The sequence below is a fragment of the Bacillus sp. BPN334 genome (assembly GCF_008368885.1).
Lineage (GTDB): Bacteria > Bacillota > Bacilli > Bacillales > Bacillaceae_G > Bacillus_A > Bacillus_A wiedmannii.
The window spans coordinates 42206-65815 of sequence record NZ_QOZW01000013.1; the positions used below are offsets into that span (position 1 = coordinate 42206).

The 23610-nt window shown below is 31.7% G+C and carries 18 protein-coding genes and 2 pseudogenes; 5 read left to right on the forward strand and 15 right to left on the reverse strand.

The features are described 5' to 3' along the window. Positions 1 to 110: 110 nt before the first annotated feature. From DN393_RS20750 to DN393_RS20765, 4 genes are all read right to left on the reverse strand, one after another. Positions 111 to 1853: a methyl-accepting chemotaxis protein gene (locus DN393_RS20750; RefSeq protein ID WP_149173817.1), complete on the reverse strand. Its 1743-nt coding sequence runs from the start codon at positions 1851 to 1853 to the stop codon at positions 111 to 113. A gap of 221 nt (positions 1854 to 2074) precedes the next feature. Beyond that, the gene (locus tag DN393_RS20755; protein ID WP_149173818.1) at positions 2075 to 2896 is read right to left on the reverse strand and encodes a peptidoglycan-N-acetylglucosamine deacetylase; all 822 of its coding nucleotides are present in this window, start codon (positions 2894 to 2896) and stop codon (positions 2075 to 2077) included. A 134-nt stretch (positions 2897 to 3030) separates the two neighbouring features. Then, positions 3031 to 3534 carry a DUF3902 family protein gene (locus DN393_RS20760; protein WP_088047371.1) on the reverse strand — a complete coding sequence of 168 codons (504 nt, stop codon included), beginning with the start codon at positions 3532 to 3534 and terminating at the stop codon, positions 3031 to 3033. An 81-nt stretch (positions 3535 to 3615) separates the two neighbouring features. Then, positions 3616 to 3858, reverse strand: coding sequence for a hypothetical protein (locus DN393_RS20765; protein ID WP_242069231.1), 243 nt, complete (start codon positions 3856 to 3858; stop codon positions 3616 to 3618). A gap of 313 nt (positions 3859 to 4171) precedes the next feature. Here DN393_RS20765 and DN393_RS20770 point away from each other — a divergent pair, with 313 nt between their 5' ends. After that, the gene (locus DN393_RS20770; RefSeq protein WP_064474082.1) at positions 4172 to 4726 is read left to right on the forward strand and encodes a helix-turn-helix domain-containing protein; all 555 of its coding nucleotides are present in this window, start codon (positions 4172 to 4174) and stop codon (positions 4724 to 4726) included. A gap of 148 nt (positions 4727 to 4874) precedes the next feature. Here DN393_RS20770 and DN393_RS20775 read toward each other — a convergent pair whose 3' ends face one another. Further along, a complete protein-coding gene (locus DN393_RS20775) occupies positions 4875 to 6302 on the reverse strand; it encodes an S-layer homology domain-containing protein (protein ID WP_064474083.1) in 1428 nt (475 codons plus the stop codon). 649 nt (positions 6303 to 6951) lie between these two features. Here DN393_RS20775 and DN393_RS20785 point away from each other — a divergent pair. Next, positions 6952 to 8700: an S-layer homology domain-containing protein gene (locus DN393_RS20785; protein WP_149173819.1), complete on the forward strand. Its 1749-nt coding sequence runs from the start codon at positions 6952 to 6954 to the stop codon at positions 8698 to 8700. Between the two features lie 648 nt (positions 8701 to 9348). On the opposite strand, the gene DN393_RS20790 is transcribed toward DN393_RS20785, so the two are convergent. After that, positions 9349 to 9675 carry a hypothetical protein gene (locus tag DN393_RS20790; RefSeq protein WP_242069230.1) on the reverse strand — a complete coding sequence of 109 codons (327 nt, stop codon included), beginning with the start codon at positions 9673 to 9675 and terminating at the stop codon, positions 9349 to 9351. Positions 9676 to 9798: 123 nt separating this feature from the next. Here DN393_RS20790 and DN393_RS32460 point away from each other — a divergent pair. After that, positions 9799 to 9873: pseudogene (locus tag DN393_RS32460) on the forward strand (helix-turn-helix transcriptional regulator); the annotation flags it as partial. Positions 9874 to 10386: 513 nt separating this feature from the next. Here the strand turns inward: DN393_RS32460 and DN393_RS20800 are convergent. The 4 genes from DN393_RS20800 to fic form a co-directional block, all read right to left on the reverse strand. Beyond that, positions 10387 to 11706: an aromatic amino acid transport family protein gene (locus tag DN393_RS20800; RefSeq protein ID WP_064475247.1), complete on the reverse strand. Its 1320-nt coding sequence runs from the start codon at positions 11704 to 11706 to the stop codon at positions 10387 to 10389. A gap of 293 nt (positions 11707 to 11999) precedes the next feature. Beyond that, positions 12000 to 12890, reverse strand: coding sequence for an L-serine ammonia-lyase, iron-sulfur-dependent, subunit alpha (gene sdaAA, locus DN393_RS20805; RefSeq protein WP_064475246.1), 891 nt, complete (start codon positions 12888 to 12890; stop codon positions 12000 to 12002). Between the two features lie 22 nt (positions 12891 to 12912). Continuing rightward, positions 12913 to 13611, reverse strand: a complete 699-nt coding sequence (sdaAB, locus tag DN393_RS20810) for an L-serine ammonia-lyase, iron-sulfur-dependent subunit beta (protein WP_064475245.1) — start codon at positions 13609 to 13611, stop codon at positions 12913 to 12915. Between the two features lie 848 nt (positions 13612 to 14459). Continuing rightward, complete coding sequence (gene fic, locus DN393_RS20815; protein ID WP_472926288.1) at positions 14460 to 15068, reverse strand: protein adenylyltransferase Fic; 609 nt, start codon at positions 15066 to 15068, stop codon at positions 14460 to 14462. Between the two features lie 73 nt (positions 15069 to 15141). On the opposite strand from fic, the pseudogene DN393_RS20820 reads away from it, so the two are divergent. Beyond that, positions 15142 to 15318 (forward strand): annotated as a pseudogene (locus tag DN393_RS20820) (zinc ribbon domain-containing protein); the annotation flags it as partial. Between the two features lie 478 nt (positions 15319 to 15796). On the opposite strand, the gene ectB reads toward DN393_RS20820, so the two are convergent. The 5 genes from ectB to DN393_RS20845 form a co-directional block, all read right to left on the reverse strand. Continuing rightward, positions 15797 to 17062: a diaminobutyrate--2-oxoglutarate transaminase gene (ectB, locus tag DN393_RS20825; RefSeq protein WP_064475244.1), complete on the reverse strand. Its 1266-nt coding sequence runs from the start codon at positions 17060 to 17062 to the stop codon at positions 15797 to 15799. Between the two features lie 78 nt (positions 17063 to 17140). Further along, complete coding sequence (gene hypF, locus DN393_RS20830; protein WP_081257242.1) at positions 17141 to 19471, reverse strand: carbamoyltransferase HypF; 2331 nt, start codon at positions 19469 to 19471, stop codon at positions 17141 to 17143. Positions 19472 to 19481: 10 nt separating this feature from the next. Next, positions 19482 to 20510 carry a hydrogenase expression/formation protein HypE gene (gene hypE, locus DN393_RS20835; RefSeq protein WP_064475243.1) on the reverse strand — a complete coding sequence of 343 codons (1029 nt, stop codon included), beginning with the start codon at positions 20508 to 20510 and terminating at the stop codon, positions 19482 to 19484. An 88-nt stretch (positions 20511 to 20598) separates the two neighbouring features. Further along, a complete protein-coding gene (locus DN393_RS20840) occupies positions 20599 to 21180 on the reverse strand; it encodes a cysteine hydrolase family protein (RefSeq protein ID WP_149173820.1) in 582 nt (193 codons plus the stop codon). Between the two features lie 203 nt (positions 21181 to 21383). Further along, positions 21384 to 21824 (reverse strand): Lrp/AsnC family transcriptional regulator, encoded by a 441-nt coding sequence (locus tag DN393_RS20845; RefSeq protein ID WP_064475241.1) that lies wholly within the window; start codon positions 21822 to 21824, stop codon positions 21384 to 21386. Positions 21825 to 21974: 150 nt separating this feature from the next. Here DN393_RS20845 and DN393_RS20850 point away from each other — a divergent pair, with 150 nt between their 5' ends. Then, complete coding sequence (locus tag DN393_RS20850; RefSeq protein WP_064475240.1) at positions 21975 to 23270, forward strand: APC family permease; 1296 nt, start codon at positions 21975 to 21977, stop codon at positions 23268 to 23270. Positions 23271 to 23610 lie beyond the last annotated feature (340 nt).

Sequence of the window (23610 nt, forward strand, 5' to 3'; positions counted from 1 at the left end):
TTCTATTAATAACTCCGAGTGGGAAATCCAACAATATAATTAACTATTTAAATTTAACTGTTAACCAGACTTAAAAATTGCCCTATTTTAATAGCAATTTTTTATTTTTCTTACATTATATTTGATTGCTCTTTGTCTTGCTTCTCGATAGTAAATTTTGAAACTAATTCTGACAATGCTTCTACTTTTTCTTTTATTTTGTTCGATTGATTCGATATCTCCTCGATTGATGCTGCTTGTGATTGGATAGACTGTACAGTTTGAGTTGTTTCCTTAGCTACTTGCGTGGCAGTTTCAGAAACACTAGACATAGAGGCATTGACTTCTTCTGTACCCGCAGACATTTCTTCTGTCGCTGCAGATACTTCTTGAATTTGACTAGTGATTTTATTAATATCCGACATAATAGATGAGAATGCTTGATCTGCTTTATTAGCTGTTTCTTTTCCTTCTGAAGCTTTTTGTTGGCCTTTTTGCATTGCAGCAACTGTATCTTTGGTATCTTGTTGAATGGCTTGTATTAAATGATTGATTTCATATGCAGATGTTTTAGACTGCTCAGCTAAATTTCCTACTTCCGTAGCCACTACTGCAAATCCTTTTCCGTTTTCTCCAGCACGTGCAGCTTCAATTGAGGCGTTCAAGGCAAGAAGATTTGTTTGTTCTGCAATATTAGTGATTGCATCCAGAGCTTTATCAATTTGCTGCGTACGTGTAACAAGTCTCTCTATTACTTTGGATGTTTCTTCAACAACCTCATGAATAGTATTCATTTGAAGTATAGATTGTTTTATTACTTCACTACCAGAATTGACTTGTTCTGTTGTTGTGACAGCCACTTCTGTAACCGTTGCTGAAGATTCAGCTACTGTTTGAACGCCAGTCGCAATTTCTTCCATTGATGAGGAACTTTCTTGAATACTAGTAACTTGTCCTTCTATTTTTTTATCGACCTCAGATATAGTTTGGACAACCTCTCTTGATATATGAGATGCTCGTTTAGTATCTTGCAACATCCCATTGGTAGAAGAAATAACCTCTTGTGTTGTGTTTTTTACTTCTCCAATTAATTGTTGCAAGTTATCCAGCATACTATTAAAAGACTTCACAATGCTTCCCAATTCATTATTTGATTTATAAGAAGTACGTATCGTTAAGTCACCTTCAGATACTCGCTCCATATCCCTTTGTAATAATACAATTGGTTGTTTAATCGCACTTTTAATGATATAGCCAATAAAAATAACGATTGCGATTGCTATAATGGAGATACTAACAAACAGCATCATGGTATTTGTTGCACTGTCAGTATTATTTTTTTGTAATTGATCTGCATTATTATTATTAAATTGGATAAGTTCACGAATTGACTGAATTGACTTTTTCATATTGGGATCAACCTCTTTTAGGTAATAAGCATATGCTTCTTCATTATTAGATTGTCCCAAATCTTGCACTTTTTTCAGTTGTGTTCTTAAGTCTTTAAATATTGTATAAAATGTGTTATACAATTCCTTTTCTCTATTAGAACTAACTCTTGTCTCAAACTTCTTTAATAACTGATCAGTTTCTGTACGAGCTACATCTATTTCTGTTAAAAGTTCTTTTATTCGTTTTTCATCTTTTGATAGGATTGTTTCTTTTACATTCATATTGATAAGATAAAAATTAGACTCTATAGCTCCTATCCACTGAATTGGTAATAAACTATCTTCATACATAGTAGTAGAAGCATGTTCCCCTTTTTTAAGGCCCCAAAATCCTAGTATAGATAATATTATACAAGAGACACTTGCTATAACTACCATTACGTTTAGTGTTGTTCCAATTTTACTGTTTTTTAAAAACGACAATTAAATCCACCTCATTGTTATATATTGATTAAATAATTAGATGTATAAAAATAAAATACACTTAATTACTTGTATACATTGAAAATACTATAATTTAACTTAAATAATAAATATAAATGGTTAAAAGAGCGTGTTGTTATATATTTAGGTCAACGCGCTCTTACATATATTTAAACCCTATATCATTTTCTTATTCTATTCATTTAACTCATAAAGCCTTTTTATATTTGTTTATCATGCCAGAAGTTTATTGAAAAATGATTATTCTCATCATAAGCTTCAAATTCATAACCTTTTTCTTTTAATCCCTTTATAATTGCTGGAACTGCCGAGACAGATTGTGGATGAATATCATGCATTAAAATAATTTCTTTTGAAGACGTCGCACCTGCTAAGACATTTTGAACAATTTTTGCGGCTGCTACATCAACGGGTAATTTATTGTATTTCCAATCTAAAGAATCAATTGTCCAATCCCATACTTTTAAATTATTTCCGATCACTTCATTTCGAAGTGATTCATTTAACCCGGGCATTGATCCATATGGTGGGCGTGTTAATTTCGGTGAGTTTCCAATAATATTTCTAATTAAAGATTGATCCTCTTTCATTTCCTTAACATATTGCTGATTGGTGTATAGCTTTTTAAAATCATGTGTCATACTATGCATGCCCACATAATGGTTCTCTACATGCTCTCGTTTCACTAAATCTGGGAGCCTTTTCACATTGTCGCCAATTAAAAAGAATGTTGCTTTCACATTATTTCTTTTTAATATATCTAATAGGTTAGCTGTATATTTTCCTGGTCCATCATCAAATGTTAAATATGCAACTTTTCTTTCTTTACCATCAAAACGAGTAGGTATCAATTTTTTCAATTCATTTTTAGGTAGACTGCTCACTTGTTGAACACTGTTTACTTCTTCTGCATTTACCAGCTTAGGATTTGTAATAGATTGAAACATGTAATACCCTATTGCTACTAATGTAATAGCCAACAATACACTTATAATTCTTTTTTTCTTAAGTTTAATTTTCATATTATAATCTTCTTTCTATCCTATTATTTCACTTTATGTTGTTTAGTTATATTATCCTATTAGCTTATAAAGTTCTTTAACTTAACCAATCTCAATTTTGGACTAATCATTTTAATAATCTATACAAGTAAAAATTAGTACCCTGCACTAGAGTTCATGGCATTTCCTATAATAGTTAGAACTACCGGAAATAATACTGGTCCTAAGGTAAGGAAAATGTTTAAAAGTATAATAAAATTATAAAGCAAGCTATAATTTTTACTATTACGGTTTTCGAATACTAGGATGACTAATGTTATTATAGTAATTAAATGTAGTAATAAAATTATCAACCAATAATACATCATTATAGTAAGATTCCACTTTCCTAATAGTTGATATGTTACCCCTATTATTATCCCTAATATAGTAGCATTAAAGGAAATAAACAAAGTTCTTTTTAGTATTTTAGGAAATGTTTTGTGATCCACAGTTTTATTATATAAACCTATTAAAATGCCCAAAGATAGATATGCCAGTAATAGCCCTACCCAATTCCAGATCCAATCTCGATTCCCCATTAAATTGAACAAAAGCGAAATGACCCCTCCTACCGCAAGAATCAAGGAGATCATAATGTTAGTTAAAGCTGATTTCATAATGTTTTCACTTCCTAAAAAATTTTATAATATTACATTCGTTTTTTACTCTTAACTTGTCCTTTACTTATTAAACTTTTTTTAATTAACTGAGACCCTGTTTTGATAGTGTTCTTCCATTACTTCTTTTGGAACCATACTCCCTCCTGTTCCCCATACAATATGTGTACTTTGAGTCAAAATTTGTTTTAAATCATTTATTGTATATAATCTTTTTCTACTTATTAGTCCAATCACTGCTGCTAATGCTGGTGGTTCTAACTTGAGATCCTCTTTACCTATTACTTTTCTTAATAATTTATATAAATGTTGTATATGCACCACTTAAAAATAGTCCCGTTGTTTTACCTACAAATTTAGATGCTCTTCCCAGTGCCAGGCCATTAGCTATTGTATAATTGTTAATCCCAAAATCTTATACAGAAATTCCATCATATAATCAGGTCATCATACTTAAAAGTTCACATGGTGCATAAGTATCAATCATTTCTCGTCTTATTTACTATTCTCACAACTATGCAGGTGCTTGAAAATTAATCATACTTTATTATAATTAAGTATATATTAACAATATGTTTAGTATAAGTGAATAAAATTAATTTTAATTTTATTCACTTATTTAAAGGGGATTACGTATATGAACAATATTAATATTGGTGAAAAAATTATGGTATTTAGAAAAAGTGCCGGATTAACTAGTAAACGGTTAGCTGAATTATCCGATATAACACCTTCCATGTTAAGTCAGATTGAGAAAGGAATCACGAATCCATCCTTACAAACACTAAAACTAATTTCTATAGCATTAAATATTCCTTTATTTAATTTTTTCTTAGAAGATACCAATACAGAAGAATTAGTTGTAAGAGCTAATCAAAGAAAAAAAATAACTTTCCCTGAAAGCGGCAATGTTTCGTATGAGTTATTATCACCTAATTTAGATGGATCACTGGAATTAGCTTTAATGAATCTGTTACCTCAAACCGCTTCTTCTATGGAGCCTATGGCACATAAAGGTGAAGAAATAGCATTTGTTATGGAAGGACAAGTAAAACTATATCTAAATGATGAGGTTTTACTTCTTAATCCAGGTGATAGTGTTAAAATCCCACCATACGCAAAACATAAATGGGAAAACACTTCTTTACACAAAGTCACTGTTATATTTGGAGTAACCCCACCATCTTTTTAATTTCAAGTAATAGCACATAAAAGTTAGAGAAAATAATTCTCTAACTTTTTTGTATACATAACTATATTTAAAAAAGTAAAAAACTTGTCTTATAATTATATGTCATTTAATTATAAACGATTATGAGTAGTGAAAGAGACCTTTCTAATTACATACTTAATTTACTTTTTAATGTCCAGTATTTTTCTCCAGTAGCTTCAAAAGAGAATTCTACCCATCCATTTGGATCTTCACGATATATAAAGATGTTTGTTCCAGGAGTTACTGTACCGACTTTATTTTCCTCGACTGCAACATCTGATTTACTTTTAATTTTTAAATGAAAAGGATAAGGTACTTGGTAATAAGCAGTTGAAGATACCACATTTGCTGTTTTCGCATCTGCATACATGTTATACGGAATGTTATTAGATAACGCTTCAACATCTAATGTTTCAGGACTTTTGGGTAATTTTTTTGCAGATTTATAGTCTTCCACACGGAACGGTTTAATACGTTCCATAATATTTGCGATTTTTCCAGCCCAGCCTTTGTCTGAAGCATATTTTACGTTCATACCAGCTAATGTTGGTCCATTATAATGCATGCCATCTTCTTCTAAATATCTTTCTCGTACATAATTGGCATTATAAGCAATACTGTCACCGTAGGTTGGTAAATATTTTGCATATTTAAACGGATCCTTATCATACGCGCGTAACCCAAATAAATTGTGTTTTTGATATGCGATTTCTGATTTTCCATATCCAGACTCTAAAATTGCATGTGCTGCTAAATACTGTGCATTGACACCGTATTGATTTTGCGCATTAATAAAATCTTGCCCATGGCCAACTAACGGACTATCTGAATGGTATTTTGCAATAAAACTATCAATCTCTTGGGCTGTAATTTTTGAAGCCACTGTTAAATTTAAATCTTCATATGACGTAGCAGTAATAATCTCTTTTTCTTCTAAAACATTCTTTGGAGTTAGTTGCATCATATCAGTTTTAGCAGTAAGTTGAGCGGCTTCGGCGCGTGTTATGAATCTATTTGGTTGCCAACCATTATCAGTACCAACGGAAATTTTTAAATCAATTAAAATATTGGCGAATCTTTCTCCCCAGTGTCCTTTTAAATCTTCAAATTTACTTTGGCCATTATCATGTGCTGGACTTTTTAGTTTATAAGCATTTACTAGCATGGTCGCCATAGCAGCACGTGTAACTTTTCCGGATGGATTGAAGATTCCATTCCCTTCACCTTTAACAATACCAGCTTTTTCAGCTGCAGCAATATAGGGCGTAGCCCAATGGTTTTGGGAATCTGTAAAGGATGGTTTTGCATCGAAGTCAATTTGTATACCTAATACTTTTGTCATAATTTTCGTGGCGGAAGCTCTGTCTAATGAATCATGTGAACCAAAATTTCCATCTGGATAACCAATTAAAACTTGTTTATCCACTAAGTAATTAACGGATTGCTCTGCCCACTTTGGAACATCAGGGAATTTCTTGGTATCTGCAAATATATTAGATGAGTAGGATAGTAGACTTCCTGCAATAATTCCTGTAGCAATTAACTTGGATTTCATAAAATATTCTCCTTCTAAATCTTAATTTCTGGCCATTTTCATGCAATTAATTTATAACATTCCTTTATTAAGAAATAATAATAAAAAATTGCAATGAATGTTGGTAAGCTTATTGAATAATTAACTATATTGTTAATGGACAATATATATACTCTGTTGGATAAATAAAGGTTCTTTATCCAACAGAGTATATAGAGAAAAGGTTTTCTATCAATATGTATCTTTTAAAAATTTTTAAGCATAACATACATTTGGTTCAACGATTTTAGTTACCTGTATATAAGTGTCAATGAACAAATATAAGTTTATATTCAACTTTTTTAATTAAATTCAAGTTAGTTTTTGTATACTTGTTAAACTAGTAAACAAACTTGAAAATCAATCTCAATTAATATTGATTAATTATAGTTAAGTATACATTAATACGTCAACACCTTATTAATTTTTAGTAAATAAAATTAATTTATATTAATTTTTTATGTAAATATAAAACATTTTTGTTAAAATTATTCATTGACACTTATGTATATAAGTAACTATAATCGTTACACCAAATTGAATAGATGTCAGCATCATCACAAACATATAAATATAAAAATAAAAAATCTCAATTTGGTAATACAATAGATTGGTAGAGGTGTATATTTTTATGAAGCGCAAATTAATCACAACAGGTCTTCTTGCGGGGGCTATATTATCCTATTCTTCTAGTATTTTTGCGGATACTCAAAAGTTTTCTGATGTTCCAAAGTGGGCAGAGCAATCTGTTAATTATTTATTAGAAAAACAAGCTATATCAGGTTTACCAGATGGTACCTTTGGCTCAAACGCTATGTTAGATCGAGCTTCCGCCGCAACAATTATAACAAAAGCCTTAGGGATAAAAATTGATACAAAAGCCAAACCTTCTTTTACAGATACCCAAGACCACTGGGCTACTCCCTATATTGCTGCAGCTGAAAAAGCTGGTATTGTTAAAGGTGAAGGGAATGGAATCTTCAATCCATCCGGAAAAGTTACACGTGCTGCTATGGCGACCATGCTAGTAAATGCTTATAAACTAAAAAGTCCAGCACATGATAATGGCCAAAGTAAATTTGAAGATTTAAAAGGACACTGGGGAGAAAGATTCGCCAATATTTTAATTGATTTAAAAATTTCCGTTGGTACTGATAATGGTTGGCAACCAAATAGAGTGATAACACGTGTTGAAGCTGTTCAACTTACTGCTAAAACTGATATGCTTTCTAAAGAAATAAAAGGTGTATTGAGAGAAAAAGTCAGCAGTAAAGATATGGATGTCAATAGTAAAGAGGTTGAGTTAATTTCAATAGAAAATCGATCTTTAACTACTGAGACAGCTGTTTCAACAAAAAATAATAAAGAACAAACTCTACTAAATCAACACAAAAAACGTTCTGGTAAAGTAACTGCTAAAACAGAAAAGTCTTTAATTATTTCCGATGGAGATTCAAGTTTAGATGCTATGGTTACTTCCCCTGAAATCCTTAAAGATATTCAAATTGGAGATACCGTTACTATTTATGCACCTATTTTTATAGATGGTCTTGTATTTGGTCAACCCGATACAGCTAAATATGCAATTGTTCAAAAAGAAAATGAAGACAACGTGCTAAAAAAACAATATAAAATGCACACTGGAAATGTAATCAATAAATCAAATGACGCTATTGAAATTTCTAATGAAGATTCGACTGTTAGTGCTATCGTTTCATCTGAAATCTTACAAGATATAAATATTGGAGATACTATTACTATTTATGGGGCATCTTTTATAAGTAATATGGCAACTGGTGAATTATCCGCTAAAGCTCCTATCATTGAAAAGTTGGCCAGTAAGACAGTTACTCCTAATACAAGTATGGATAAATCGAATTCTATATTAGAAGTCAATAAAAAAGAACAAAATGCTTTAAATCAGCACAAAAAGCGTTCAGGAAAAGTAACTGCTAAAACAGAAAAGTCTTTAATCATTTCCAATGGAAATTCAAGTTTAAGTGCTATGGTTACTTCCCCCGAAATCCTTAAAGATATTCAAATTGGAGATACCGTTACTATTTATGCACCTATTTTTATAGATGGTCTTGTATTTGGTCAACCCGATACAGCTAAATATGCAATTGTTCAAAAAGAAAATGAAGACAACGTGCTAAAAAAACAATATAAAATGAACACTGGAAATGTAATCAATAAATCAAATGACGCTATTGAAATTTCTAGTGGAGATTCGACTGTTAGTGCTATCGTTTCTCCTGAAGTCGTACAAGATATAAATATTGGAGATACCGTTACTATTTATGGGGCATATTTTATGAATAATATGGCAACTGGTGAATTATCTGCTAAAGCTCCTATCATCGAAAAGGTGGTAAAATAAGCAATAAGTTTCCAATGGGAAAATCCCCATACCAAATAAGTATATAGATGCTATTTCTCTAATATCTATGGTTGTGTTAGTTATTTAAAATTGATATGAATTTGCTTTGTCTAAAGCTAAAAACAAGAGGCTTCTTACAATTAAGAAGCTTCTTGTTTTTTGTATAAGTGAATTTGTTTATAATTATTTAAATGAAACATTTTATCCCCTATAAATCTATTTAGAATACTTTCATGGATATTTTATTATAAGCTAAGTAGTTTAAAGTTTCTTGTCCCTAGTTCAAAAAGTTTAGACTTTTATGTCTTTCTACAATTATTGTACTGTAGAAAGACATGAAAATGGATACTTTTTTATAAAGGAATTGCTTTAGTTACATATATCTACGTGCATCTTTACCATGATTTTCAATAGCAAATCTATTAATTAAAAGAGAACTTTATTTCTGTACAGCTGCGTATAACGATCCTTTCTAAAATAAAAATACATCACCATTTAATAGTGATGTGTTTTTATTAATGATAAGAAGTTATTGTGTTGTAATTCGCTTCTGCTGGTAAATATTAGTTCAAAGCCTTCCCCTTTTAAGTTTTTAGAAGCAGGTTAGTCTATTATTAGGGAGCACTAACAAAACACGCATTTCGTACGCTAATCGAAAAGATACAATTCTTGATAATCTATATATGTTTCATGTGTATAAACGGTTAAATCTCTCCCTTTACGCACAAATGATTTCCCAAATCTTTTGTCTATAACTTCTTGCATTTCTAACCCTTTGCTACTTCCCTTTGGTCCAAAACGTAAAATTAGACATTGACGATTTGCACATAACTTACCAAATCCAGCTCGCCTATTTTTTCGTTTATATGCAATTCCTCTCTTGGTTTGTGGTGGTTCAAAAACATCTTGGAAGGTATTCCATATATATGAGTCAATTCCTTGTGCAATCTCCCTTGATAATAAGGGTAATTTCATAAAATGGTGTTGATGTGTTATGCCACCTATTCCGTTTATATCACAAAACTCATCAAACTGTTTAATCAGAAAATATGTTTTAGAATCTGGGTTATATTGTTTAATAACATCATTAAAATACTTACATTTAAACTTACTTATGATATTGCAAAGGTTTTAGAAGCGCCTATCGAGACTCTATTTTGGTTTGAGGAATAGAATAATTCTAGTAAAAGTAAGTCAATTTTTGTAATTGATATGTTCATGAGTTTTGATCAATCTTTTTTATAAAATCTACAATCAGACTTTAAACATGGGAACCCGTTTTGATTAATTTTTCCAAAATAGATTCTTTTTAATGTTAATTCAATAAGGATTTTCAAAGCATTTAGGGGTCACGCCACATCACCATCAAGCTAAGAAAAGCAAATACCCCAAAATACAAAAAACGCACTAAATACCAATAAATAACTGTTGTAGTGATATGATTTTTCGTTTTTTGATCATGGGACAGCAGTCTAATATGCTTGAATTATAATCATTGCAAGCAGCTAAAAAAGTCATTACTGGAATAGAAGTTAAGCATATAATCAAAAAAGGACAAACTCTCCAAGATGAGGAGTTTGTCCAAAACCATAATCTATTTGATTTAACAATGTAAAATTCAATTCCGCTAGGAATCTTTCTTTTTTCATATCCTACGATTTTTGCATGATAACCAACAATAGTGAATTAGAATAATGACTTAATACTTGCTAGTACAGTAAGGATACCTATAATAATGACAAATACATTGCTCATCTTCCCTCTATATTTAGCTAGTACAGGCACTTTACGAATTGCATACATTGGTAATAGACATAAGATAGCAGCAACTAACGGACCGCTAAGAGCATCAATGATTCCAAGAATACTTGGATTTGTATAAGCAACATACCAGCATGTTAATATGACAAAAGTAAGAATCATTGTCTTAACTGTTTTCTCTCCTATATCTTTCCCACGTTTTTTACCGGACTTGATAATCATGTCACGCATTACCTCATACGCTCCTATATAATGGCCAAGGAAAGACTTTGTAATTGCCACAAATGCAATGATCGGAGCCGCAATAGTGATTACTGGTGAATTAAGCTCATTCGCAAGATATGATAGGATTGACAAGTTCTGTTCTTTTGCCACCTTAAGATCATCTGGAGTTAAACTTAAAGTACTGCTCCACACAAAGAACATAACAACAACGAATGTCATGATATAACAAACTTTTTGTATTTGAGCACACTTGGCATCAGTAGCATCTATTCCATACGTAGCTCTCTGTTTCATAACAAATGACGAAATCATAGGAGAATGATTAAACGAGAATACTATAATTGGTAGTATCATCCAAATCATTCCAAAATATCCTGTTCCAGTTGAAGCAGTAGAAACACTTGAAAAACTTAGCATTGAAGTATTCCATTGTGGAATTAAAGATATTGCAATAAAAAGTAGAGAAGCAATGAAAGGATATACTAACATACTCATTATCTTTACAGTAATATCTTGACCAAAATTCAGTATAGTGATAAGACCGAGTACTAATACAAGTGATAAAATGGCCCTTGGAGGCTCTGGCATGTGTAATTGATGCACAATAAAACTACTTGCAGTATTTGTAAGTGCAACCGAATACATCAGCACGATCGTATAAATTGAGACGAAATATACGATGTTAAAAATGATACTTGCTTTATTACCGAAATACTCTCTTATTGTTCCTGTAATCCCCTCGTCGGCAGAATTCGAAGCGTATATCATTTTAGCAAGCGCCCTATGTGAGTAATACATAACAGGATATGCAAGTATGGTAATTATCAGCAATGATAATAAACCACCTGAACCTGCATTAATAGGTAAGAAGAGTACTCCTGCTCCAATTGCTGTTCCAAATAGACTCAATGCCCAGGTAGTATCCTGTTTATGCCACTTTTTAGGGTCTAGATATTTCTCATTTTTTACTGCAGTATTATCAACTTGAAATTCTATGTTTTTTGCAGTATTCCCATTCATATAATAATTCCTCCTAGTGTCCTATTCTTACTTCTCTATTTAAGGCATCGGAATATAAACAGTTCTTGAAAAATGAATTGTTTATAAAGTGCGCCACATCGTATATCCTTCTTTTAAGTTGATCAAAATTAAAAAATTTACGAAGCATCAACCTGACGATTTTATTACCACTTATAAAATGTTTCAATTATATAGCAGGATATATTATTGATAATTCCCCCAATATCCAGAAATCCTTAAGCGAACAATAGAGAATAGATTGTTAACTATTTCACAATATAGACGTTAACTGTTCATTGATTTGATTGTTTCTCCCCAAATATTTTATTTTTAATGGCAATCCCTGTAGGTGTAGCTGCAATTCCACCTAAACCTGTCTCTCTTAATTCGCGAGGCATCTGTCTTCCAACTCTATACATCGCTTCAATAACTTCGTCAGCATTGATGATATTGTTTACACCGGCTAATGCGATGTCCGCTGCCGCTAAAGCATTTGCCGTCCCAATGGCGTTTCTCTTTACACAAGGAATTTCTACCAAACCAGCGACTGGATCACAAACTAAACCGAGTAAATTTTGTAATGCAATTGAAAAAGCTTCAGAAGATTGCTGTGGCGTTCCACCCGCAGCTTCTACTGCAGCTGCAGCCGCCATCGCTGAGGCACTTCCTATTTCAGCTTGACATCCTCCGTACGCTCCTGATATACAAGCATTATTTGCGACTACCGTTCCAAATAACGCTGAAGTGAATAGAAAATGAATCATATCTTCATGACTTAAATCTAACGTATCTTTAATACTAAATAGAACTCCCGGAATCGTTCCACTCGCACCTGCTGTTGGAGTTGCACAAATAGCTCCTAATGCAGCATTTACTTCATTAACACCGATAGCACTTTGGATGCCTAACACCATCAAATCTCCAGAAAGAGTTTTCCTATTTTCTCGATATTTTTTAATTTTAACTGCATCCCCTCCAGTTAAACCAGTTGGAGAAAATACCCCGTCGCCCTCAATACTTTTATTTATAGCATTTTTCATAGTCGCTAAATTTCGTTCCATTTTACTCCAAACTTCTTCATAAGTAGATTTAGTTTGTTTTATTTCCTGTTCAATTGCTAATTCATAAATTAGCTTTTGGCTTTTATTAGCTGCATCCACAATTCCTTTTATGGACATATACATATTTTTTCACTCCTTAATGTAACTAAAGAATAATGAGATTAGCTATATTGCTTAAATTTCTTAACTCCTCCTGGATATTACCAGGCAATATTGAATCTAATGCGAATGCAAATAAAAATTTTCTATTTTCTTCTAATCTATGAAAATTATTAATTTCCACATCATATTGTTTAAAAATCCTGCGTAAAACAAATTCAAAGTCAGTTCTTTCGGAAAGTGCAATAATAACTGGCAATGGCCCCTGCAGATCCAAACTAAATCCGTCAATTTCAACATGTTTGATTTCAATTAATCCACCGCCAACAGAAATACCCATTGTTCTAATACTTCGACTTCCATCCTCTAAATATATATCTGCCGTATTTGGATGATTAGCAGGACTATCACCCGCTTTTTCAATAAAGGTAATGTCGATTCCTTTAGATTCTGCTATTTTAATTGCATCTGGCACTTTGCTGTCATTGGCTGCAAATCCTAATACCCCAGCAATAATCGCAAAATCAGTTCCATGTCCTTTATGTGTTTCAGCAAATGACTCATAATACCTTACCACGACTTTTTTTGGAAGACCTTGAAATAATTTATTGGCAACTTTTCCAATAGCCAAAGCCCCTGCAGTATGTGAGCTCGAAGGCCCTATCATTACCGGCCCAATTACATCAAAACAACTTTTGTATTTAACAACCTTTTTTTCTTCAATAGATGCTACATTTATGTTCATATAAGCACCTCCATAATTTATGATTTTAATTACAGTTGAAACTAAGTTATTAGAATAATTAATTCAAAATAAAACCTCGTTGTTAGCGCTTTCTTTTGATGTTAAATAAATTTCCTTTCTGATTACACATCCTTTGTAGAGTAATCATATCAGTATGTCCAATTTAAGAAAGTTACTTGTAAGGTCTTTAGAATTTTCGCACCAAAACTAGATTTGATATTTTATCTAGAGGTAACGAACTATCTCTCGACGCCCTCATTATAACTTGTATATTTATGAGTTTAATGATTTTTTATTTTTAGAAAGATTGAATAAACAGAATCTTGAATGGATAATAAATTACACTTAGCATGTAGCAATTATGTCCTTTGTTTGAAGCTGTATTAGTTAATAGAAAAGCAAAAATAACACAGAGTTCCTTACATTAACACATTGATTATATTGGAAAATCATTATAAAGATACTTGTATTGTCCTTTGTTTGAACATCTTATTTTGGACGTGAAAGCTGTTACAATAAATGATTCATGTAGATGGAAAGGAATACATGAATCAAACATAAAACATTTCACGTATATTAATTATAAATTACGCATCAATATTTATTATCAGAAAAGAGGAACTTCTTTTGTGGATCTTAAGATAAAGTAATACTTTATCAGTATTCATTACTTTAAATTTAATTTATTCTTCTTATAACTGTACAGCATTGTGACGATTTTGGTGCAAATAAAAGATAAGTTCCAAATAACACTAGGGATCCCTAGTGGACTCCGTTTTATATTGTTTTCATTTAAAAAATCCTCTTCAAAAAGCAAATAAAAAAGAGCAATTCCAGCCCTTGTTTATTTATAAATCCCCTATATAATATTCGGTATATCCCTCATAATAGTAACTAATATCAATGCCTCTCATGAATACTTCACGGCTATTAATTTTATCTACTAGTGCATTTTGGAGTAAATGCTTAATTTCAATATCTTTAATTGGGCTGCGTTCCATTGCCAGTAAATAATCTTCTTTACCAATTTCATTCCAGTCAACCACCTGTTGAATTTCATTCTTAAAGATTAAATCTAACCATATTCTAGTCGCCCTACCATTTCCTTCTCTAAAAGGGTGAGCAATATTCATTTCAACATACTTCTCAACGATTTCATCAAAGGTTGTTTGTGGCATAGTGTTTATATGTTCTAGTGAATGACTTAGATACATAACAGAAGCAAATCGAAAATTCCCCTTCGCTAGGTTAACCTTTCGAACCTTTCCAGCAAAGAAATAAATATACTCAAATAGATAATTATGAATGTCGGAAAGACCCTTAAATGTGCCAACTTCTATGTTGTTTATTTCTCCTGAATCATATAAATCTTTGGATTTTATTTTTGATAGTCGTTCTTCCACCCGATTCAATTCCAACTGATTTTTGATACCTAATTCATTTTCTAGCACGATCATTCTCCTCTATTTCTGCCACTAATTCTTTTAACATATCTAAATCTTCTTGTGTGGCTAAATTCTTGATGAAACTTCTAGCCAATTATGTTCTTGTTGTGGATATCAAAATAAAAACGTTAAAAATCTAAACCTATGTGAATGGGACTGTCCTTCTTGTCATACACACCATGATAGGGATATTAACGCAAGTATCAATCTAAAGAATGAAGCGATAAGGCTTATAACCGCAAGGACTGCGGGGTTAGCCTAATCAATTAGGGTTCGATAGAACTCTTTAATTAGGAATCCCTCACTTCTAAACGAAGTGAAAGTGGGAGTAGTTCAATATTTCACAATATCTATCTACTTAGAATAAGATAATAATCATCTTCAGAACATGTTCTTCTCAAGATGCTCTACACATTTATCGTTAAATATGGATTTTTTTAAAAACATATTTCTCAAAGAACTCATAAACCCTTATAGGTGTTGTAAGCGTTAAGGAGCGCTCTTGTCAAGCCCTCCTTAACGCTTACTAAATAACGATTTTACATGTAATGGAACTTCCAAAAATAAAAAATATGAATTCTACTCATAAACATTTACGTATAGCAAATTCTAAATGGTAAGTAAAAATTCTTATTTATATTTTATTTCTTCACTTTGAAATAATCTAATCCTTTGGAATACCATAATATCCCGAAGCACTCTTCTTACCTAATTTGATGATATCTTTAATTAATACCCAGTTAATCTTTTATAATATTAGAAATACTTTCTTCTAACAATTCAAATCCATTACTTAAGCCTTCTATATCAATTGTTAAAGAAGGTAACAACTTAATTACTTCATCATTAGGCCCAGACGTTTCAATAATTAAACCATTTTCAAATGCAACTGAGCAGATCTTTTTAGCTATTCCAAAATTATTACACGCTATTCCTTGCATAAAGCCTCTCCCTCGTACTTCTCCTTGAAGTTGGGGATATTTCAAACAAATCCCATTAAGAAAACTAGTTATTTTTTCACTTTTCCATTTTAAAGCATTAATAAACTCTATATCTTGCCAATAACTCAATGCTTCTGTAGCCGCTAAAAATGCTAGATTATTCCCGCGAAACGTTCCATTATGTTCTCCTGGTTCCCACTTATCATATTCTGGTCTAATTAGTGTAATAGCCATCGGAAGGCCAATACCACTTATAGATTTTGACAAACAAATTATGTCCGGTGTAATGTTCGCAGGCTCAAAGCTAAAAAATGTACCCGTACGTCCGCACCCTGCTTGAATATCATCAACAATCAATAATATATTATACTTTTTACACAGTCTTTCAATTCCCTTTAACCATTGGGAGCTAGCAGTATTTAAACCACCCTCACCTTGAACTGTTTCTAGAATAATTGCAGCAGGTAAATCCACTCCACTTCCACTATCACTTAATACTTTTTCTAAATACGTTAAAGAATTAAAAGAATCTAAATAATTTTCATACGGCATGATAATACTATTATTTAGTGGTACTCCAGCACCCTTTCTCTTAAAATGATTACTCGTTATCGAAAGTGATCCTAAACTCATTCCATGAAAAGCATTAGAAAAACTTATGATATTTGTTCTTCCAGTCACTTTTCGAGCAATTTTCAGTGCACTTTCAACAGAATTTGTACCAGTTGGACCAGGAAACATAATTTTATAGTCTAAATCACGTGGTTCCAAAATAATTTTGTTAAATTGCTTTAAAAAATTCACTTTAGCACTTGTTCCCATATCAAGACTATGAATAATACCATCTTCTAAAAGATACTCTATTAATACCTGTTTCATTTTTTCATCATTATGTCCATAATTAAGAGCCCCAGCACCTGAGAAAAAGTCAATATACTCTTTTCCATCTACATCCCATAATTTATATCCTTTAGACTTAGTAAAGATTGTTGGAAAGCTTCTACTATAACTTCGAACTTGGGATTCCAGTTCATTAAATATATCCATTTTTGAACTAACTACCATATAAGAGCTCCTCCTAATTTTTCGTTTTTACTATGCTCACAAAGAATAACGAAAAGTTATATAATCACTATTGTGAATTTATACTGAATGCGTATCTTTATAACGATGAGCTGCTATCGCTGCTTGGCCAAGAGAGATTCCACCATCATTAGTAGGTACTTGTTTATGCATGTAAACCTCGAATTTACAAGCCTTAAGTGACTTATAGGTTTCTACAAGTAAAAACGTATTTAAAAATACTCCCCCACTAAGAACTAGTTTATTAATCCCTGTTTCTTGACGAATTTGTTTACAGGTTTCAGTAATCATTTGAACCATTGTATAATGAAAACGATAGCTCAATTCACCCTTGGTATACTTATCTTTAAGTATCAAAGATACCAACTCTTTAAACATAGGTTTTATATCGATTTTTCTAATTCCATTCGAAGCAACTATTTCATATGATAATAAAGAATTGGAAGAATCATTGATATCAATCGCTTGCTCCAACTCAATAGCAGCCTGTCCTTCATATTGGATTGTTTCACGGACACCCAATAGTGCTGAAACAGCATCAAAAAGCCTTCCCATACTTGAAGTAAGAGGAGAATTAATTCCTTTTTGAATCATTTTTATAAGTACATCTAGTTCAAAACTATTTCGCTCTGAAATGATCTTTATTGGTAATTCTTTGACTTGTTCACCATATATTTGCGTCAATATTCCTAAAGCGATTCTATACGGTTCTTTAACGGCTTTATCACCGCCTGGTAGCTGAAAGTAATCGATATATGCCGCTCTTTGATAATTAAGAAAATCACCGATTAAAAACTCTCCGCCCCAAATATTCCCATCATCACCATAACCCGTACCATCTAAAATAACTCCTAAAACAGGACCATCTAATTGATTATCAACCATACAAGAAGCCATATGGGCATGATGATGCTGAACCTGTACAACTGGTAAAGCTTTTTGATCAAATGCATATTTTGTACTATAAAAATCAGGATGAAGATCACTTGCTATTACGGAAGGTCTGATTTCAAAGATTTTTTGTAAATGAGCTATAGTATTTTTAAATGATTCATAAATTTTATAGTTTTTTAAATCGCCAATATGATGACTAATAAAAGCTTTTTCACCTTTAGTTAAGCAAATCGTATTCTTTAATTCTGCTCCTAAAGCAAGTACATTAGTTGATCCTTCTTTAAAATCAATTGGGTTTGGTACATATCCTCTAGCGCGACGAATTATGTGTAGTTTTGTTATTTCATCATCTAAATCAATAGCCCTAACAATAGAGTCATCTACTCTAGTGAATATCTCCCTATTGTGTACTAAATAATAATCTGCAATTCCTTTTAGCTGCTCAATTGCATCTACATCTTTATATACAATAGGTTCATCAGAAACATTGGCGCTCGTAGCTATTAATGCAATAAAATTCCCTCTTAATATGAGATGATGAAGTGGGGTATAGGCTAACATTACCCCATAAGTATTATTATTAGGTGCAACATCTAAAGAAATAAACTCATTATCCTTTTTGTTTAATAACACAATTGGCCGTTCTTTAGAAACTAATAAAGCTTCTTCATTTTTTGTTATTTTAGCAAAATTTTTCACATCATCTAATTGAGATGACATTAAAGCAAAAGGTTTTTCATCCCGTTTTTTTCTTTTTCTTAATTCTTTTACAGCTTCATGATTCATTGGATCTACAACTAAGTGATATCCACCTAAACCTTTAATAGCTAGGATTTTCCCCTGTTTCAACAAATCAATGGTTTTTTCTATTGGATTATCAGTGGGGACATTTGTACCATCTGCTGTTCTCAATTGAACTTGTGGTCCACATTTCCAACAAGCATTTGGTTGTGCATGGAATCTCCGATCTAATATGTCTTTGTATTCCTTATCACACTCTTTGCACATAGGAAATTTAGCCATTGTAGTATACGGTCTATCATAAGGAATATCTTTTATTATTGAATATCTAGGTCCACAATTTGTACAATTAATAAATGGATAGCGATACCTTCTATTCGTTGAATCAAATAATTCTTCTAAACATTCATTACATACATAAGTATCAGGAGATATTAAAGTTTGCCTACTACTATGTTTTTTGCTACTCAAAATATCAAAAGAGCTATAACGATTATCGGATTCTTGTTCCTCTACCAATTTAACTTCTTGCACATAAGCCAATTCTGGGGAATTAAATTCTATATCATGAATAAAATGCTTAATATTATTTTGTTCCCCTTCTACTTCTATCAGCACTCCATTTGAATCATTTAACACCCATCCGTTTAGATCATATTTTTTTGCTATTCTATATACAAAAGGTCTAAAACCAACACCTTGCACAATGCCTTTAACTTGATACTTTTTTATAAACATATTTATTACTTTTTTCATGAATTGTCTCCTAACATAATCGAGGTAATTCTGCCCCATATAATAACTCAATGATTTTCAATTCACCTGATTTTGCTTCCATTAGTACTTGTCTATCTTGTGTTTGAGTAATTTTACCAATTACTGCAGCTTCTTTACCATATTTAGTATCTTTCAATACTCTCACGACTTCCTCGCTTACCTCTGGAGACACAAACATACAAACATTACCCTCATTAGCTAGATACATTGGATTAACACCTAACATATCGGCAGCCATAATGGTTTCTGCTAACATAGGAATCTCTTTTTCTTCTATTTTTATTCCAGTATTAATTGTTTCTGAGACTTCATTTAAAACTGTACCTAACCCGCCTCTTGTAATATCTCGCATACAATGTATAGAATCACCAAAATGGTTTTGCAACTCTGATATCATATGATTTAATGGTGCACAATCACTATTTATTCTCTGTTCAAACCCTAATCCTTCTCTTATAGAAAGGATATGTATACTATGGTTTCCTAGTTGTCCTGTTATAATGATATCGTCACCTTCTTGAATAGAGTTTACCGAAAATGGTGATACATCTCCTTCAAAAACTCCTATTCCAGTTGTATTAATAAAGATTTTGTCTACTTCACCTTTTTTAACAACTTTTGTATCTCCGGCAACAATATACACTCCAGCTTCTTTCGCTGTTTCTCTTATAGAATCTAATATTTCTTCCAAATCTTTAATTGGAAAACCTTCTTCTAGTACTAACGCCAATGATAGATAAAGTGGTTTTGCACCACTAACCGCTAAATCATTAACTGTCCCACAAACTGCTACTTTCCCTATATTTCCCTCACCAAAAAAGATAGGATCAATAACAAAAGAGTCCGTTGTCATCGCCAATCTTCTACTACTTACCTCAAGAATGGCACTATCCTCCATTTTTCCAAGATGAACATCTTCTAGTTTTGCAGTAATAATTGAGCTAATTAAATCATGACTCAATAGGCCTCCTGTTCCATGGTCTAAAATTATATTTTCTAAATCTTTAGTTAATTTCATGAATTAAAACTCCTTTTCATTTTTATTTTTATTTTTGAAAAATAATATCACTTGCTACATAGAACAAGTGATATTACAACGTATTTACTTACGGAATTGCAACTCCATCAAAAGAAATATCTTCATTTTTAGAAATCGAATTACAGATTTCCTCGATACTCATAATCTTTGCACAATATGAACCTAACCACTTTAAAGCTCGTTCTTTATCTTCAGCCTTCGCTGAAACAACCGCGTCTTCTGGTACGATTACATTATAACCACGGAAAAATCCATCTGCTGCAGTTGTTTGTACACAAATTTGAGTTTGCATACCCGTAATAATAATTGTATCTACTCCTAAATTTTTTAAGGTTTCATCAAGATTTGTCTCAAAAAAACCACTATCCTTATTTTTCTCCATAATAATATCTTTTTCATGAAGAAACTCAGGTAAGATTTCTGCACCTTTAGATCCCTTTGTGACTGGTAAAAAATCACCATATCGTTCAGCTTTTGGATCATCTTTTAAGTTAATTAACTGTAGGTGAACAATAGAAACATCATTTTCTCTCATAGTATCTAAGAAAGACACCATTTTAGGCGTAAACTCCTCCACAGCTGCAATTCTATCCTCATTTTTATTAACCAAATCGTACTGTAAGTCATTTGTAAGCACTGCATATTTCATAATAATCCTACCTCCAATTAACTAAGAATTTAATTTTTCTAAAATACAATGTTCATTATTCCACCAATAGTAAGAATATGTCAAATGTTATTTTTTATCTAAATTTTCTAAAAAATTTTCAGAAAATTAATACCTAATAGGACTCTATTTCCCATTAGGCATTAATTTTTCGCTTTTTATTTAGAATAATCTCTCATATGTAATTAAAGTTTTTCACTCTCTGTAAAAAATGATTTATGTTCTACTGGAGAAGAAAGCACTATTAAGGTTGTAGGCTTTCCATACTCTATGCACAAATTAATATAGTCTTCGAGTGTATGTACAGATTCCGTCACTACCTTTGTTAAATAACTATACATACCGGCAATACGGTGACATTCGACTACATCTGAATGTTCCATTGCGAATTTTTTATATTTGTTGCAATCCTTTGGTTCCATCAACACAAACGCAGTAATATGTTTTTTTAATTCTTTCGAATTAACAATCGTGCGATAACTTGTAATAACCTCTTGTTCTTCTAGTCTTCTAACTCGCTCTGTAACAGAAGGGGAACTCAAACCTACCAGTTTTCCTATTTCAACCATACTTAAACGTGCATTTTCTTGAAGATGAGAAAGAATCTTTAAATCTGTTTCATCCATTGTTGGACCTCCCCTTGATTAATTAAGAAAATATTTAGTAATTCTTAAATTTTTTAAGAAAATTATAATTAATACATAAATTATAGCATGTTATCCTTTTTTAAAACTTTATATAATTAATATCAATTAATGAAAGAGAGGCTGAGTATCTTGACACAACAATCATTGAAACGCTCAATTACTTGGGTACAGGGAACCGCATTAACCATAGGAGCTGTGTTAGGTTGTGGAATCCTTATTTTACCTTCCATTACTGCAAATAGCGCTGGACCAGCTTCAATTTTATCTTGGGTTATCATGTCTATATTAGCTTTTCCTATTGTAGCAACTCTAGCGCGTCTTGCTAAAATGATTCCTAGTGCTGGAGGAATTACAGCTTATGTTCAAATGGCATTTAATGCAAATACAAGTGCCATCCTAGGCTGGATTATGTTAGGTTCTATTCCTATTGGAGTACCTATTATTGCTTTAACAGGTGCCCATTATATTGGATATGTTTTTCCAATAAGCAATCTTAGTGTTATAGGAATTGCAGCATTAATTTTAATTACCTCTTTACTCTTACATATAAAAGGGATCGAGCTATCATCAAAAGTTAGTGTGTTTGTAATTTGTATCATTTCACTTTTAATAGTTGTCGCTGTTATCGTTTCTATACCTTATGTAAAATTAAGTTCTTTTACACCATTTGTACCAAACGGGTGGTCTTCCGTTGGCGCTTCTTCTGTAATTATCTTTTTCTCATTTGTAGGATGGGAGATGATTACCCCATTAGCTGAAGAATTTAAAAGACCCGCTAAAGATATTTCCATTAGTTTATTTTTAGGAGCAATTTGTATCTCTATTATGTACATTGCTATATCTTTTGTAACAATAGGGACTCACTCATATGGTGATAAGAATCAGATAGCTTCCCTTAGTATTCTAATATCAAAAGGATTAGGACCCATAGGTACATATGTAACAACTATCTTAGCAATTTTCATTTCGTTTAGTGCTGTACATGCTAACATTGCAGGTTTTTCAAGAATGATTTACGCTCAAGCTAGAGAAGGACATTTCCCTTCCTTTTTTGCTAGATTACATTCTAAATTTCAAACTCCAACTAGGGTATTACTAGTTTTAGGAGGTATTTTTAGTTGTATTTTAATCTTTTATGGTGTGGCACGACCAAATTTAGAAATGCTTCTTAAAGGTCCTAGTGTAATTTTTATTACCTCTTATATTTTTACAATGCTAGCTGCTCTAAAATTATTAAAAGTGCGTGATATTGGTTGGTGGATGGCCTTCCTTTCTCTAATTATATGTATTATTGTATACTCATTTAGTGGTTGGGCTATTTTCTATCCAGTTATCTTATCAATTATTGGTTGGATTTATATAGTTATGAATAAGAAGTATAGTACCATTAACAATCATTCAATAAATACATCAAATGAAAACTAGTCTCATATAATCTAAAAATTTACCACTCAAAATACAAATTAATATTAATACTATTAATGCTGGAATAAGGAAATCTTCCAATGACTTATACTTAACACAAATTAACCTACTAATTATGTGCATTCAAAAAAACCAGGATAACTTTTTAAAATCATCCTGGTTTTTCTATATTTAATAAAATTTATCATTTCCTATTTATAGAGACCATATCTAACAGCTCTATTTAACTCTATATATTTTATGAGTTTTTTTAATATGGATAAACTTGTATATAATAGAAGAAATTTTTTAATCTTCAATTAATTACATTTGATAAACGACTCATGTAAATTGAAAATAA

Coding starts and splice junctions, on each gene's coding strand:
- fic (WP_472926288.1), bottom strand. CDS start 15,068: ATGATCGTGCTAGAAAATGAATTAGGTATCAAAAATCAGTTGGAATTG.
- hypF (WP_081257242.1), bottom strand. CDS start 19,471: ATGAAAAAAGTAATAAATATGTTTATAAAAAAGTATCAAGTTAAAGGC.
- DN393_RS20785 (WP_149173819.1), top strand. CDS start 6,952: ATGAAGCGCAAATTAATCACAACAGGTCTTCTTGCGGGGGCTATATTA.
- DN393_RS20755 (WP_149173818.1), bottom strand. CDS start 2,896: ATGAAAATTAAACTTAAGAAAAAAAGAATTATAAGTGTATTGTTGGCT.
- DN393_RS20840 (WP_149173820.1), bottom strand. CDS start 21,180: ATGAAATATGCAGTGCTTACAAATGACTTACAGTACGATTTGGTTAAT.
- sdaAB (WP_064475245.1), bottom strand. CDS start 13,611: ATGAACATAAATGTAGCATCTATTGAAGAAAAAAAGGTTGTTAAATAC.
- hypE (WP_064475243.1), bottom strand. CDS start 20,510: ATGAAATTAACTAAAGATTTAGAAAATATAATTTTAGACCATGGAACA.
- DN393_RS20775 (WP_064474083.1), bottom strand. CDS start 6,302: ATGAAATCCAAGTTAATTGCTACAGGAATTATTGCAGGAAGTCTACTA.
- sdaAA (WP_064475246.1), bottom strand. CDS start 12,890: ATGTATATGTCCATAAAAGGAATTGTGGATGCAGCTAATAAAAGCCAA.
- DN393_RS20845 (WP_064475241.1), bottom strand. CDS start 21,824: ATGGATGAAACAGATTTAAAGATTCTTTCTCATCTTCAAGAAAATGCA.
- ectB (WP_064475244.1), bottom strand. CDS start 17,062: ATGGTAGTTAGTTCAAAAATGGATATATTTAATGAACTGGAATCCCAA.
- DN393_RS20790 (WP_242069230.1), bottom strand. CDS start 9,675: ATGAAATTACCCTTATTATCAAGGGAGATTGCACAAGGAATTGACTCA.
- DN393_RS20760 (WP_088047371.1), bottom strand. CDS start 3,534: ATGAAATCAGCTTTAACTAACATTATGATCTCCTTGATTCTTGCGGTA.
- DN393_RS20800 (WP_064475247.1), bottom strand. CDS start 11,706: ATGAATGGGAATACTGCAAAAAACATAGAATTTCAAGTTGATAATACT.
- DN393_RS20770 (WP_064474082.1), top strand. CDS start 4,172: ATGAACAATATTAATATTGGTGAAAAAATTATGGTATTTAGAAAAAGT.